The sequence below is a fragment of the Pseudomonas sp. 2835 genome, from assembly GCF_050435905.1.
In the GTDB taxonomy this organism is placed as follows: domain Bacteria; phylum Pseudomonadota; class Gammaproteobacteria; order Pseudomonadales; family Pseudomonadaceae; genus Aquipseudomonas.
In genome coordinates, this window is record NZ_JBNDLE010000002.1 from 78,513 (window position 1) to 93,366 (window position 14,854).

Below are 14,854 nucleotides of genomic sequence, written 5' to 3' on the forward strand. Positions count from 1 at the left end.
GCAGACAAGTGGGCTTCATTCAGAGATGGATGGTGATCGTGGCAGGTCAGGGGCTGCTGCGCAGCCCATCGCCGGCAAGGCCGGCTCCCACAATGAAGCGCCCTGCATATCCCCTGTGGGAGCTGGCGTTGCCAGCGATGAGGCACTTGCAGCTGTACGGATCATTCGAACATGAACAGGGTTTCGTTGCTGAACTGCGCCTCGAACTGATGCGCCGGCATCGGCCGCCCGAACAGGTAGCCCTGCACTTCGTCACAGCCGTGCTCACGGAGGAACTCCAGCTGTTCGTGGGTCTCGACGCCCTCGGCGATCACCGCCAGGTTCAGGCTGTGGGCCATGGCGATGATCGCCCGGGCGATCTGCGCGTCCTGCTCGCCCTCGGGCAGGCCGTCGACGAAGGTGCGGTCGATTTTCAGCACGTCGATGGGGAACTGCTTGAGGTAGTTGAGCGACGAATAGCCGGTGCCGAAGTCGTCAACGGCGATGCTCAGGCCGAGGTTCTTCAGGCTGTCGAGGATCACCATGGCCTCGTTGACCTCGCGCATCAGGATACTTTCGGTCAGCTCCAGCTCCAGGCATGCCGGCGGCAGGCCGGTTTCCTTGAGGATGGTGGCGATCCGTTCGCCCAGCTGGCCATCGGAGAACTGCCGCGCCGAGATGTTCACCGAGACTTTCGGCACCCGCACCTTGGCCTGGTGCCAGGCCTTGAGCTGGCGGCTGGCCTCCTTGAGCACCCAGTCGCCAACATCGACTACCAGGCCGAGCTCCTCGATCACCGGGATGAAATCCCCCGGCGGCACCAGCCCGCGCTGCGGATGACGCCAGCGCAGCAGCGCTTCGGCACCGGTCAGGCGCTTGCCGTCGCCACTGAACTGCGGCTGGTAATAAAGGATGAACTCGTTCTGCTCCAGGGCGTGGCGCAGGTCGCTTTCGAGCTCCAGGCGCTCCAGGGCGCTGGCGTTCATGTCGGCCTGATAGAACTGGAAGTTGTTCTTGCCGCGCTCCTTGGCGTGGTACATGGCGGTGTCGGCGTTCTTCATCAGCTGGCTGAGTTCGCTGCCGTCCTGCGGGCTCAGGGCGATGCCGATACTGGCGGTGACGAAGAACTCGCGGTTCTCCAGCACGAACGGCCGCACCAGGCTGCCAAGGATCTGCTCGGCCACGTGAATGGCGCGGTTCAGGGCCATCTCGCGGGTGGCGCGCGGTTGCAGCAGCAGGGTGAACTCGTCGCCGCCCATGCGCGCCACGGTGTCGTCGTCATCGACGCAGTCGAGCAGGCGCTCGGCCATGTCCTTGAGCATGCGGTCGCCCGCAGCATGGCCGAGGGAGTCGTTGATCGGCTTGAAACGGTCAAGGTCGAGGAACATCAGCACCACCCAAGACTTTTGCCGCTCGGCCTGCTGCAGGGCCGTGTGCAAGCGGTCCTGGAACAGGGTGCGGTTGGGCAGGTGGGTCAGGGCGTCGTAATAGGCCAGGCGATGGATGCGCTGTTCGCTGGCCTTGCGCTCGCTGATGTCGGTAAAGAAGCACACATAGCTGGCCAGGTCGCCTTCGTCATCGAGCACCGCAGTGATGCCGACCCAGGCCGGGTAGTGTTCGCCGCTGCGGCGCTTGAGCCACACTTCGCCTTCCCAGGTGCCGCGCTGGTGCAGCTGCTTGAGCACGTAGCGCAGGTGGGCGTCCTGATGCTCATCGACGGTCAGCAGGCCCGGCAACTGGTCCAGCACATCGGCCACGGCGTAACCACTGACGCGGCTGAAGGCCTCGTTGGCCTGGACGATGTAGCCGGCTGGATCGGTGATGAGGATCGCCGAGGTCGAGTGCTCGAATACCGTGGCGGCCATGCGCAGGTCTTTCTCGGCGCGGCGTTGCTGGCTGATGTCGCGGCCGACGCCAAGGATGCCTTCGAAGCGCTCCTGGTCATCCCAGACCAGTACCAGGCGCAGTTCGATCGGGATCTTGCGGCCATCGGCGCGCAGGCAGTCGAACAAAAACAGCTGGGTCGGCAACTGGGTGCGCAGCAGCTCCAGTTGCCCGGGGTCACCCAGGGCCTTGTTGACCCGCTCGACCAGGCTGTAGATGCCGGTGAGCTGGGCCGGGTTGGCGATGGTCGAGTGCCAGCCGTTCTCGAAGATCCACTCCACCTCAAAGCCCAGCACCGCCTGGATCGACGGGCTGACATAGTTCAGTTGCAACTGGCTGTCGGTGGAAAAGATCACATCGCTGATACTTTCGGCGAGCATGCGGTAGCGCTGTTCGCTGTCGCGCAGCGATTCGCTGGCCTCGATCTGTTCGGTGACGTCCTTGCCGACGCCGATGATCCGCGTCACACAACCTGCGTTGTTGCGGGTCAGGGCTTGCTCGCGAATGTCAAAACGCAGCCAGCGCTGGTCGTGGTGACGGAAGCGCAACTGGCAATGCAGTTGCTCGACGTAGCCCGAGTCACGTTGTTGCTGGCGCAGGTGGTGGTACAGCTGGGCATCGTCCGGGTGCAGCAGCAACTCCCAGAAATGATCGCCCATCTGCGCAAGTTCGGTGCGGCTGTAGCCCAGGGTCTGGCCGAGGTTGCGGTTGCTGAAGATCATCAGCTGGCTGTGCACGTCCTGCACGTATAACTGGTCGGGCACGGTGCGCACCACATCCGACCAGAAGCTTTCGCGCTCAAGCAGCGACAGCTCGACCTGCTTGCGGCTGGTGATGTCGCTGATGCTGAGGATCACCGCCTGGTAGTCACGGCGCTGCTGCGGGAAACGCACCATCAGCCACAGGTGCAGGTCGTCGCCATCGGGTACCGGCAGGCGCATTTCCAGTTCCAGCTGTTGCTGGTTGTCGAGGATCGCCCCCAGCAGCTGAATGCCGATGCCTTCGTTGCCCGCTTGCGAGCCTTCGACCAGGCGCTGCCAGGCACTGTCGCAGCAATTGACGCCGAGCAGTTGCAAGGCCACCTGGTTGACTTCGGTGACTTTCAGTTCCTGCAGCAGCACCCGGCGCAGCGGCTGGTCGAAGGCCAGGCGCTGTTCCAGGGCCGGGCGGCTGCGCAGGCGATAGCGTTCAAGCTGACCGGGCAGGCCGGAGAGGTCGAGCACGCACAGGGCGACCCCGGTGCCTTCGAAGATGTCGTGGTAGCGGCGGCGGCTTTCTTGCAGCAGGCGATGGCGGCGGCGCATGTTGATCAGCGCCAGCAGCGGGATCAGGGCGCAGAACAGGCCGAGCATGCATTTGCCGATCAGCGCCGGCAGCAGTTGCTGGCGCGCCAGGCCGGCATCGAACAGGCCGCGCAGTTGCCAGGTGCTGTTGTCGAGGAACGCCAGCATCACGCTTTGCAGCGGTTCGTCGCTGCCGGGCGTGGGCTGGTGACGGTTGATGATCTCGCCGGTGCGGCTGTTTTCCAGCAGCCACAACGGGTGGTTGGGGCGGTCCAGGTGATTGGTCAGGTCGCTGTAGTAACTTGGCGCCAGGCGCAGGAACCAGTAACCGCTGGGGGCTTCGCCCGGCTGGCGCAGCAACAGGTAGACCTGCTGGTTGTCGGCGCTGTTGCTGTAATAGAAGTCGCGGCCCTGGTTGAGCCGAATCAGTTCGTCCAGTGCCTGGTAATCGGGCGTACCTTTCAGGCTGTCGGCCTGCAGGCTGCCATCGGCACCAATCCAGGCAATGTTTTGCAGATTGGGTTGCTGCTGGCGTAATTGCTCGATGACCTTCGGCAGTTGCTCCGGGGCAGGCGACGAGCGGTAATGCTGGATTTGGTTGAGCGCCACCTGGGCCTTGAGCGCCATGTTCAGGCTCATGTGATCGGCAAGTTCGGCGCTGGCGTTGAGGCTGTGCTGGTACTGGTCCGCCTGGGTGTGGCGGAACTGGGCGATCAACTGCCACAACAGCAGGCCGAGCAGCAACAGCACCAACAGGGCCAGCGCGCCTTTCAATGAGCCACGCAGCGGCAAGCCTGGCGCAGTGGCCGGCTTGCGCAGGGAGGACGGCTGAGTGAGATTGGTCAAACGTTGATCCTGCGGTATGGCTGGATGGCAGGTTTAGAGCTGCTGGTTGGCAAGTGCCGCGTTCCTGGCGACGGCTCCGGTGCGCACTATAAGCCGGACGCCCGAAGGGCGGCTAGCATGCCCGCAAACGTGGCAAAGTGCCAGCCCTGTTCGTCGGCGGTTTGCCCAACCCGGCGCATTACGGTAGCTTTGGCCCTTTCCTGGGTGCCACGGCTCCCTTCATCTGTTTCGCTTCTATTTTTTCGTCTCTGACGCTAGGTTTTTCCATGGCTCAATACGTCTACACCATGCATCGGCTGGGCAAAGTTGTCCCGCCGAAGCGGGAAATCTTGAAGAACATCTCCCTGTCGTTTTTCCCCGGCGCCAAGATCGGCGTGCTCGGCCTCAACGGCTCGGGCAAGTCCACCCTGCTGAAAATCATGGCGGGTGTCGACACCGAGTTCGACGGCGAAGCCCGTCCGATGCCGGACCTGAACATCGGCTACCTGCCGCAGGAGCCACAGCTGGACCCGTCCAAGACCGTGCGTGAAGTGGTCGAGGAAGCGGTCAGTGTGATCAAGGACGCCCAGGCTCGCCTGGACGAGGTCTACGCCGCCTATGCCGAGCCGGATGCCGACTTCGACAAGCTGGCCGCCGAACAGGCCAAGCTCGAAGCCATCCTCCAGGCCAGCGATGGCCACAACCTCGAGCGCCAGCTGGAAGTGGCCGCCGACGCCCTGCGCCTGCCAGCCTGGGAAGCCAAGGTCGAGCACCTGTCCGGTGGTGAGAAGCGCCGTGTGGCCCTGTGCCGCCTGCTGCTGTCGGCCCCTGACATGCTCCTGCTCGACGAACCGACCAACCACCTGGATGCCGACTCCGTCGCCTGGCTGGAACACTTCCTCCACGACTTCCCGGGCACCGTGGTAGCGATTACCCACGACCGGTACTTCCTCGACAACGTTGCCGGCTGGATCCTCGAGCTCGACCGCGGCGCCGGTATTCCGTACGAAGGCAACTACTCGGGCTGGCTGGAAGCCAAGTCCGATCGTCTGGCTCAGGAATCCAAGCAGCAGTCGGCCCACGAAAAGGCCATGAAGGAAGAGCTGGAGTGGGTGCGCAAAGGCGCCAAGGCACGTCAGTCCAAATCCAAGGCCCGTCTGCAACGCTTCGAAGAAATGCAGTCGCAGGAGTTCCAGAAGCGCAGCGAGACCAACGAGATCTACATCCCGGCCGGTCCGCGCCTGGGTGACAAGGTCATCGAGTTCAAGAACGTCACCAAGGGCTATGGCGATCGCGTGCTGATCGACAACCTGTCGTTCTCCATGCCAAAAGGCGCCATCGTTGGCGTGATCGGCGGTAACGGTGCCGGTAAATCGACCCTGTTCCGCATGCTGATGGGCAAAGAACAGCCGGACTCGGGCAGCATCGAGATCGGTGAAACCGTGCAACTGGCCTGTGTCGACCAGAGCCGCGAAGACCTCGACGGCAACAAGACCGTGTTCCAGCAGATCTCCGACGGCTCCGACCAACTGCGCATCGGCACCTATGAGATCCCGTCGCGTACCTATGTTGGCCGTTTCAACTTCAAAGGCGGCGACCAGCAGAAGTTCGTCAAGGACCTTTCCGGTGGTGAGCGCGGCCGTCTGCACCTGGCCCTGACACTGAAAGAGGGCGCCAACGTCCTGCTGCTCGACGAACCGTCCAACGACCTCGACGTCGAAACCCTGCGTTCGCTGGAGGAAGCCCTGCTGGACTTCCCGGGCGCCGCCATCGTGATTTCTCACGATCGCTGGTTCCTGGACCGTGTGGCGACCCACATCCTGGCCTACGAAGATGATTCGCAGGCGGTGTTCTTCGAAGGCAACTACACCGAGTACGAAGCCGATCGCAAGAAGCGCTTGGGCGAAGCGGCTGCCCAGCCGCACCGCGTACGGCACAAAAAACTGGCATAACCCTCAGGGTTTTGCACTGGAACGGGGCCTGCGGGCCCCGTTTTTTTGCCCGAAATTTACCCCGGCCCTGTGGACTCGGGCTTGCCCCGCGATACGGGTGAACATGTATACACTTATACAAATGCACCATTTAATTTCATAAAAACGACATTGCGCCCTGTTGCGGTGCCGTGGCTTCTTGGTAAAGTCGGAAAAAAACCAATAAGTCCAACTCCATCTGGTGAATGTCTACATGATCGAATCTGTCGAAGATTTCCTCGCCCGCCTCAAGCAACGCGACCCGGCCCAGCCTGAATTCCATCAGGCGGTCGAAGAGGTGCTGCGCAGCCTCTGGCCGTTCCTCGAAGCCAACCCACACTACCTGCAGGCCGGTATCCTCGAGCGGATGGTCGAGCCGGAGCGGGCGATCCTGTTTCGTGTGTCGTGGGTCGATGACCAGGGCAAGGTCCAGGTCAACCGCGGCTACCGCATCCAGATGAGCAGCGCCATCGGCCCGTACAAGGGCGGCCTGCGCTTCCATCGCTCGGTGAACCTTGGCGTGCTGAAATTCCTGGCCTTCGAGCAGGTGTTCAAGAACTCCCTGACCTCGTTGCCCATGGGCGGCGGCAAGGGCGGCTCGGACTTCGATCCGAAGGGCAAGAGCGATGCTGAAGTCATGCGCTTCTGCCAGGCATTCATGAGCGAGCTGTACCGCCACATCGGCGCCGACCTCGACGTGCCGGCCGGTGATATCGGCGTCGGCGCTCGCGAGATCGGCTTCCTGTTCGGCCAGTACAAGCGCCTGGCCAACCAGTTTACTTCGGTGCTGACCGGCAAGGGCATGACCTATGGCGGCAGCCTGATCCGCCCCGAAGCCACCGGCTACGGCTGCGTGTACTTCGCCGAAGAAATGCTCAAGCGCCAGGACCTGCGTATCGACGGTCGCCGGGTGGCCATCTCCGGCTCCGGCAACGTTGCCCAGTATGCAGCGCGCAAGGTCATGGACCTGGGCGGCAAGGTGATTTCGCTGTCCGACTCCGAAGGCACCCTGTACTGCGAAGCCGGCATGAGCGACGAGCAGTGGGATGCGCTGATGGAGCTGAAAAACGTCAAGCGTGGCCGCATCAGCGAGCTGGCCGAGCGTTTTGGCCTGGAGTTCCGCAAGGGCCAGCGCCCCTGGAGCCTGGCCTGCGACATCGCCCTGCCATGCGCAACCCAGAACGAACTGGACGCCGAAGACGCGCGCACCCTGCTGCGTAACGGCTGCATTTGCGTGGCCGAAGGCGCGAACATGCCGACCACTCTCGAGGCTGTGGATATCTTCATCGAGGCCGGCATTCTCTTCGCTCCGGGCAAGGCGTCCAACGCCGGCGGCGTTGCCGTCAGTGGCCTGGAGATGTCGCAGAACGCCATGCGCCTGCTGTGGACTGCCGGTGAAGTGGACAGCAAGCTGCATAACATCATGCAGTCGATCCACCACGCCTGCGTGCACTACGGCGAAGAGAACGGCCGGATCAACTACGTCAAAGGCGCCAACATTGCCGGCTTCGTCAAGGTTGCCGACGCCATGCTGGCCCAGGGCGTGGTTTAAGCCTCGGGCTCGATGGCGACGACTTCGATCAGCACATCGCCGGCCGGTCGTCGCCACAGCACTTATTTGCGTCGATAGGCGCGCGCGGCATCGCGATCCTTTTCTTCCTGCCACTGCTCATCCCGCTCATCCCAATGGCGGGCGCGATATTCCTGCAGGTCCTGGTTCTCCTGCATGGCGTGGCACTGGCGAAAGCCGTCGTCCCAGCCGGACTCGTACTGGCGGTTGTGCAGGTAGCGCGGCACGTCTTTGCGAAAGTCCCCGGCCATCACCCCAGCGGCCTGGCGACCGCTGCTGCAACCGTCCTGGAAGCCATCGGCATAGGCCGGTGGGTAACCTTGATTGATCAATTGCTCATGGGTTGTCTGGCAACCCGCAATTACACCCATTAGCGTCACTACCAGCCAATACCACCGCATGTTCAGACTCTCCGCTTGCCAGGGAAAGTCTAGGTGGGGAATTGTCGGCGGCGTGTCAAAAGGATGTGATCAGGGTATTGGGGCTGCTGCGCAGCCCATCGCCGGCAAGGCCGGCTCCCACACTGGACTGTGTACACCTGACCTGTGGGAGCTGGCTTTGCCAGCGATGCAAGGCGCAGCCTTGCTAATACTGGTACCACTTCAATTCCAGCATCACCTCGTTCTGCGCCGACGCCAGCTTGCTGAAGTCGCGGCTGGCACTCAAACGTAAACCCAGGTCACGGGACAGCTCCCACTGCTGGTTCAAGCTCAGGCTACGGCGCACCTCGCCATTGGTGAAGTAATCGGCCTTGGCTTCGACGCTCAGGTTGCCCAGCGGGTTGCGCCACAGCAGCCCGGTGTTGAAGCCCGCAGCCGGCGCAATGAAGCCGGCGAAGTCATTGTTATGCTCGACCCGCACCGTGCCCAGGGCAAAGCCCAGCAGGTCGTCGGCCAGCTGCCAGGTAGCGCCGGCGCCGCCGTTGACGTGGCTGACCAGCACCTCGTCGCCATGCTTGCCTAGCACTCGCTCAAGCCCGCCGGCAACCTGCCATGACCAGGGTTGCAGCAGGGCGTTGCGCGGGGTCAGCGAGCGGATGGTCGCCAGGTCCAGGCGCTGCACCTGCCAGTCGTTGCCTTCGTACTGGCGCAGCTTGAGCTGGAGGATCTCGATCTGCGCGCCGAGGGGGAAGCCGTAGGCGTTGTCGTTGAGGTCGTGGTAAGCCATGCGCAGGCCATATTCGGCGTAGGCGCGATCATCACGGCTGCCCAGGCCTACTTGCCAGGTGCGCGACTGATGACCGTCTTCAGGCAGCCCCGGACGCTCGATATCAAGCTCCGGCGGCGGGTTGCGGTTGATTGCCCGCAACAGCTCGAAGCTGCGTTTGCTGCGCGCCGGGTCGCGCTCCTGGCCGTTGGCGCGGTAACGCTCAAGGCGGTAGGCGGCGTCCTGCACCAGGGCCTGGCGCTCGCGGGGCAGGGCAGTGAATTCGGGGCTTTGCAGTTGTGCGGTGTCGGCACTGACTGCCAGCACCTGTTGCTGTTCCTCGGCATCCAGCGGCTTGGCCCGCTCCAGCAGTTCACGCTCGCGGGACGGCCGGTAGTCGATGCGCTCGACCAGGCCGGCCTGCTTGACTGCCTTGACCGTGTCGGTGGGGATCGCGGTCAGCGGGAACTGGGAAGTCAGGTCCAGGCTCGGGCGCGCCACCTGCAGCAGTTCAAGCAGGCGGTAGGAGCAGTTTTCGTCGAAGAAGAAGTAATCGAACTGGATCTGCTTGAGTTCCCAGACATGCTCGACCATGCGCCCGGTTTCTTCCGGGGTCAGGTTCAGCCGGTATTCCCACAGGTCGCGGTTTTCCAGGCTACGGTACTCGGAGAGTTTCTCCTGGTAGGGCACCAGGGCGAACAGCCCCGGATAACCGCCCATCAGGCCCTTCCAGGCGTAGAGGATGCTGTTGTCGCTACCTTCGATATAAGCGCCGAAGTTGATCGCGTAGCTGAGCAGGGCGGTTTCATTGCTCTGCACGTCGGCCTGGTCGATGCGCAGCAGGGTATGGCCGAACATTGACGAGGGGCTGTTCAGGTAAGCGGCCGGGAAGATCATCACCGCACTGTGCGGCGAGACGTCCTTGAACCACTGGGTGTACTCCTTGCAGTCCGGGCTCGGCAGGTCGTTCAGTTGCAACTGCTCGCGCAGCCAGCGGGTGCGCGCCGGGAACACGCACTGGGCATGTTTGTCGCCCAGGCTCGCCGGTGCGTATAGCGCCTTGACGGTGGCGTTTAGCTCCTGGTCCGGGTGATGGGCGCCGTCTTGGGCAAGAAAGAAGCGTTTGTCATCGACGTAGCTGCGCCAGCCGCCAAGCTTGGCCGTCTCGTAATGGCCAAGGGCGATCCAGTAGCGGTCGGCCGCCAGTTGCTTCAGGCGGGCGTCATCGAATGAAGGGGCAGCGTGCAGCGGGGCGCAGGCACAGAGCGCCAGGTAGGCAAGGCGTTTGAGCATGTCGGGCAACTAAGTCTGAATGATGCCGATAGAGGCGGACAACAACCCGCCCCGGTTAAGGGGCGGGAGGGCCGAGCTTAAGCCTGGGTGGCGTATTTGGCCAGGCGCGGATCGCTTTTCAGGACGGCGAGGGTATTGCTGTGCACGTCTTCAGCCGTTGCATCGGCAGTCTTGAAGATGTCCTGGAAGTGTTGATGGGTAACCGCGGCGAAGTGCGCGCGATCTTCCGGTGCGACACCGAGCACCACGGCATAGGTGGTCAGTGCTTCACCTTGACCCTTGGCCATGTCTTCGGAGAGTTCGTTCATCATGCCGTTCATGGCGAACCATGATTTACCGCCATAGGTCAGCGCAGCATTGGTCGAGCAGCCGTTGGTGCCCGAGGTCATGCCGAAAGTGGCGTTGCCGGAGGTGCCGTTGGTGGTGGATGCAAGGAAGTGGGCCGGTGTGCCGCGTTGGCCCTCGAACAGCATGTTGCCCCAGCCGCAGTCCGGTCCGCCAGGGGCCTGGGCCATGGCATTGAGGGAGACCGCGGTGAACAGAGTACCCAGAAGAATCCGTTTCATAGCATTGTTCTCTTTCTAGAATTACATACCAAAGGTCAGGGTTGTCTGGCATATCTGTAGGACCAGTTGCCAGGGCGGGTCGGTTATTTACCCAGCCGCGCAGTTTGGAGTTTAGGCACGATCTAAGGGTTCCGTGATTTATTGCGAAAGATTGCCTGAAAATATTGACGTAGATCGGCTTTTCGCCCCTGCGACAATTAGCAGCGATGAGCCTTGCAAGGCGCACGCGCACGGCGCCAGAATGCTGACATCCGCCCCGCCGAAGTAAGGAAGCCCGATGCCCGATCCTGTCGCTGCGAGCCTGCGTCTTGCGCCCGAAGCCCTGACCCGGCCGTTTTCCGCTGAACAGTTCGCTTTTTCCACCACCAATGATCTGGAGCCTTTTCGCGGTGTGCTTGGCCAGGAGCGTGCAGTCGAAGCCTTGCAGTTCGGCGTCGCCATGCCACGTCCTGGGTACAACGTATTCGTCATGGGCGAGCCCGGCACCGGCCGCTTCTCGTTCGTCAAACGCTACCTCAAGGCCGAAGGCAAGCGCCTGCAAACGCCCTCGGACTGGGTCTATGTCAACAACTACGACGAGCCACGCGAGCCGCGCGCCCTGGAGCTGCCACCGGGCAGCGCCGGGGCCTTCATCAGCGACATCGGTGGTTTGATCGACAACCTGCTGGCAACTTTTCCGGCGGTGTTCGAGCACCCCTCCTACCAGCAGAAGAAGAGCGCCATCGACCGCGCCTTCAACCAGCGTTACGACCGCGCCCTGGATGTGATCGAGCGCGCCTCGCTGGAAAAAGACGTGGCCCTGTACCGCGACAGCAGTAACGTCGCCTTCACCCCGATGGCCGATGGCAAGGCGCTGGACGAAGCCGAATTCGCTCAGTTGCCGGAAGCCGAGCGTGAGCGTTTCCACGACGATATCGCCGCGCTTGAAGAGCGCCTCAACGAAGAACTGGCGAGCCTGCCGCAATGGAAGCGCGAATCGAGCAACCAGCTGCGTCAGCTCAATGAAGAAACCATCACCCTGGCGCTGCAGCCGTTGCTGGCGCCGCTGTCTGAAAAGTACGCCGAGAACGCCGCCGTCTGTGCCTACCTGCAGGCCATGCAGGTCTACCTGCTGCGCACCGTGGTCGAGCAACTGGTCGATGACAGCAAGACCGACGCTCAGGCGCGCAAGCTGCTCGAAGAGCAATACGCACCGAGCCTTGTGGTCGGTCATCACGCCAGCGGCGGCGCACCGGTGGTGTTCGAGCCGCATCCGACCTATGACAACCTGTTCGGCCGTATCGAATACAGCACTGACCAGGGCGCGCTGTACACCACTTACCGGCAACTGCGCCCGGGGGCCCTGCACCGGGCCAACGGCGGCTTCCTGATCCTGGAAGCCGAGAAGATGCTCGGCGAGCCGTTTGTCTGGGACGCCCTCAAGCGCGCCCTGCAGTCGCGCAAGCTGAAGATGGAATCGCCGTTGGGCGAGTTCGGCCGCCTGGCCACAGTAACTCTCAACCCGCAGATGCTCCCGCTGAACATCAAGGTGGTGATCATCGGTGCGCGCCAGCTGTACTACGCCCTGCAGGATCACGATCCGGACTTCCAGGAAATGTTCCGGGTGCTGGTCGACTTCGACGAAGACATCCCCATGGTCGACGAGAGCCTGGAGCAGTTCGCCCAACTGCTCAAGACCCGCACCAGCGAAGAGGGCATGGCGCCGCTGAGTGCCGATGCGGTGGCGCGCCTGGCGACCTACAGCGCGCGCCTGGCCGAACACCAGGGGCGCTTGTCGGCGCGTATCGGCGACCTGTTCCAGCTGGTCAGCGAGGCAGACTTCATCCGCCACCTGGCCAATGACGAAATGACCGACGCCGGGCACATCGAGCGCGCGCTCAAGGCCAAGGCCACTCGCACCGGGCGCGTCTCGGCGCGGATTCTCGACGACATGCTGGCCGGCATCATCCTTATCGATACCGATGGTGCCGCAGTGGGCAAGTGCAACGGCCTGACCGTGCTGGAAGTCGGCGATTCGGCCTTCGGTGTGCCGGCGCGGATCTCCGCCACGGTCTACCCCGGCGGCAGCGGCATCGTCGACATCGAGCGCGAGGTCAACCTTGGCCAGCCGATCCACTCCAAGGGGGTGATGATCCTCACCGGTTACCTGGGCAGCCGTTATGCCCAGGAATTCCCCCTGGCGATCTCTGCGAGTATCGCCCTGGAGCAGTCCTACGGCTACGTCGACGGCGACAGCGCCTCCCTGGGCGAGGCCTGCACGCTGATCTCGGCCTTGTCGAAAACCCCACTCAAGCAGTGCTTCGCCATCACCGGCTCCATTAACCAGTTCGGTGAAGTGCAGGCGGTGGGTGGGGTCAACGAGAAGATCGAGGGCTTCTTCCGCCTCTGTGAAGCCCGAGGCCTGACTGGCGAGCAGGGTGCAATCATCCCGCGCGCCAACGTTGCCACGCTGATGCTCGACGAGCGGGTGCTGCAGGCGGTGCGCGCCGGCATGTTCCATGTCTACGCCGTGAGCCAGGCCGACGAGGCCTTGAGTCTTTTGGTCGGTGAACCTGCCGGTGAGCCGGATGAAGAAGGCCAGTTCCCGGAAGGCAGCGTCAACGCCCGGGTAGTGGAGCGCCTGCGGGTGATCGCCGAGATGATCAGCGAAGAGGACCTCAAGGAGGCAGAAAAAGAGCAGGCCGAGCAGGCCCTGGCCCAGGTCAAGCCGTCCTGATCTGAGTGGTACGAGTCAAAAAAACGGCGCTAAATGGAACATGACCATTCGGCGCCGGTTTTTCCACGCATGGGCGGAATTCTTCTATTCTTCAGTTCAGGGACAGTCGTAGGTACAGGAATGAGACAGCCCTCACCTGAGGGCTGAACAAGGGTTTACCGAGGACCTCCGCCATGCCGCGCAGCCTCAGCCTCACCCGTCAATGCCTGGGCCTGGTGACCCGCATTGAATGCAGTATTCGCCCACTGGCCGGTGACAACGGCATGTGGACCCTGCTGTTTGCTGCCGGCATGGCTGGCGAGCAACCCTCTGCGATCAAGGCCCAGGGTCCGTTTCACGGGCCGTTCGTGGCCGAGTCGGTGCTCAATGCCATTGTCGACAGCCTGACCCTGCACGGTTACCAGCTGGCCGACGATCCGCAGATCTGGTGCGTGCACCTGCAAGCGCAACTGCGCCGGATCAACGGCGAACGCGTCCATCACGTCGGCGACTTCCAGTTCCATCCGGAAACCTGAAACGCCCGCGCTGCGCCTGTGGCAGCGTGCCACGGGCTTTTTCTGTCATGGGTGGCTGTTATACTCGCGCTCGCTTTTTTGCCAACCTGACGAGTTTTCAATGGAACGTATTATCGAAAATGCGATGTATGCCTCGCGCTGGCTGCTCGCGCCGATCTATTTTGGTCTGTCGTTGGGCCTGTTGGCGCTGGCACTGAAGTTCTTCCAGGAGATCTTTCACGTCCTGCCCAACGTCTTCGCCCTGGCTGAAGCCGACCTGATCCTGGTGCTGCTGTCGCTGATCGACATGGCCCTGGTCGGTGGCTTGCTGGTGATGGTGATGATCTCCGGTTACGAGAACTTCGTCTCGCAGCTGGACATCGACGAAGACAAGGAAAAGCTCAGCTGGCTGGGCAAGATGGACTCGTCCTCGCTGAAGATGAAGGTCGCAGCCTCGATCGTGGCGATTTCCTCGATCCACCTGCTGCGGGTGTTCATGGATGCGCGCAACATCGAGACCCAGTACCTGATGTGGTACGTGATCATTCACATGACCTTCGTGGTCTCGGCCTTTGCCATGGGTTACCTGGACAAGGTTACCAAGCACTGATCAGCGTCCTGCCAGTCAAATACCGCCCGTCCGTTGCAAAACGGACGGGCGGTTGCGTTTTTGCCTTGTGCTTTGTTCGCGGCTGTACAAAAAATGAACGGTCACTCGAAGTTCCAGTAATGAGGTATCGCAATGAACCTTCAACAACTGAACACCGAGGCCAGGGCTGGTCATGTCGATGAACTCAACCTGATTGCCATTGAGGGCGGGGACTACATTATCGAAGCCCGGGTCAAAGGCCGTGCACATCCCTTGGCAGATAAGCGTGGACGGCGTCTGCAAGTGCATTCGGTAGTCGACGCGCAGCGATTGATTGACGGCCTGCCCGCTATACCACTGCACCTGGTGCACTGGTCGATGGACGACGAGATGTGCGGTGGTGATGACGCCGGTGACGGCGACCTGAAAATACCCATGCCTCGACGTTCGGCCTGGTAGCTGATCTGCGCAACCGCAGTGTGCTAGGCTGCTCGCCCTTTTCATAAAGGGCGCAGCTGTCATGCGCCCTGCAGCGGAGC

Annotated in this window: 9 protein-coding genes and 1 pseudogene; 6 read left to right on the forward strand and 4 right to left on the reverse strand. The window is 62.4% G+C overall.

Annotation, left to right across the window (positions count from 1 at the left end; genetic code table 11):
• Positions 1-161: 161 nt before the first annotated feature.
• Positions 162-3,149 (reverse strand): annotated as a pseudogene (locus ABIE20_RS02315) (sensor domain-containing protein); the annotation flags it as partial.
• A 1,109-nt stretch (positions 3,150-4,258) separates the two neighbouring features.
• Here ABIE20_RS02315 and ettA point away from each other — a divergent pair.
• Positions 4,259-5,923 (forward strand): energy-dependent translational throttle protein EttA, encoded by a 1,665-nt coding sequence (gene ettA, locus ABIE20_RS02320; protein ID WP_429502483.1) that lies wholly within the window; start codon positions 4,259-4,261, stop codon positions 5,921-5,923.
• 232 nt (positions 5,924-6,155) lie between these two features.
• On the forward strand, positions 6,156-7,493 hold the full coding sequence (gene gdhA, locus ABIE20_RS02325) for an NADP-specific glutamate dehydrogenase (protein WP_429502485.1): 1,338 nt from the start codon (positions 6,156-6,158) through the stop codon (positions 7,491-7,493).
• A 62-nt stretch (positions 7,494-7,555) separates the two neighbouring features.
• Here the strand turns inward: gdhA and ABIE20_RS02330 are convergent, their stop codons facing one another.
• The 3 genes from ABIE20_RS02330 to ABIE20_RS02340 all read right to left on the reverse strand — a co-directional run bounded on the left by ABIE20_RS02330 (position 7,556) and on the right by ABIE20_RS02340 (position 10,516).
• Positions 7,556-7,912 (reverse strand): hypothetical protein, encoded by a 357-nt coding sequence (locus ABIE20_RS02330; RefSeq protein ID WP_429502487.1) that lies wholly within the window; start codon positions 7,910-7,912, stop codon positions 7,556-7,558.
• A 184-nt stretch (positions 7,913-8,096) separates the two neighbouring features.
• Entirely contained in the window at positions 8,097-9,950 is a 1,854-nt protein-coding gene (locus tag ABIE20_RS02335; protein WP_429502488.1) for a DUF4105 domain-containing protein, read from the reverse strand.
• A gap of 77 nt (positions 9,951-10,027) precedes the next feature.
• Entirely contained in the window at positions 10,028-10,516 is a 489-nt protein-coding gene (locus ABIE20_RS02340) for a DUF3015 domain-containing protein (RefSeq protein WP_123564495.1), read from the reverse strand.
• Positions 10,517-10,793: 277 nt separating this feature from the next.
• Between ABIE20_RS02340 and ABIE20_RS02345 the strand changes: the two genes are divergently transcribed.
• The 4 genes from ABIE20_RS02345 to ABIE20_RS02360 all read left to right on the forward strand — a co-directional run bounded on the left by ABIE20_RS02345 (position 10,794) and on the right by ABIE20_RS02360 (position 14,774).
• Entirely contained in the window at positions 10,794-13,232 is a 2,439-nt protein-coding gene (locus tag ABIE20_RS02345; protein WP_429502491.1) for a Lon protease family protein, read from the forward strand.
• Positions 13,233-13,405: 173 nt separating this feature from the next.
• Complete coding sequence (locus ABIE20_RS02350) at positions 13,406-13,747, forward strand: hypothetical protein (protein ID WP_010226382.1); 342 nt, start codon at positions 13,406-13,408, stop codon at positions 13,745-13,747.
• A 100-nt stretch (positions 13,748-13,847) separates the two neighbouring features.
• Entirely contained in the window at positions 13,848-14,336 is a 489-nt protein-coding gene (locus ABIE20_RS02355) for a TIGR00645 family protein (RefSeq protein WP_038997223.1), read from the forward strand.
• Between the two features lie 132 nt (positions 14,337-14,468).
• Entirely contained in the window at positions 14,469-14,774 is a 306-nt protein-coding gene (locus tag ABIE20_RS02360) for a DUF6482 family protein (RefSeq protein ID WP_429502493.1), read from the forward strand.
• Positions 14,775-14,854 lie beyond the last annotated feature (80 nt).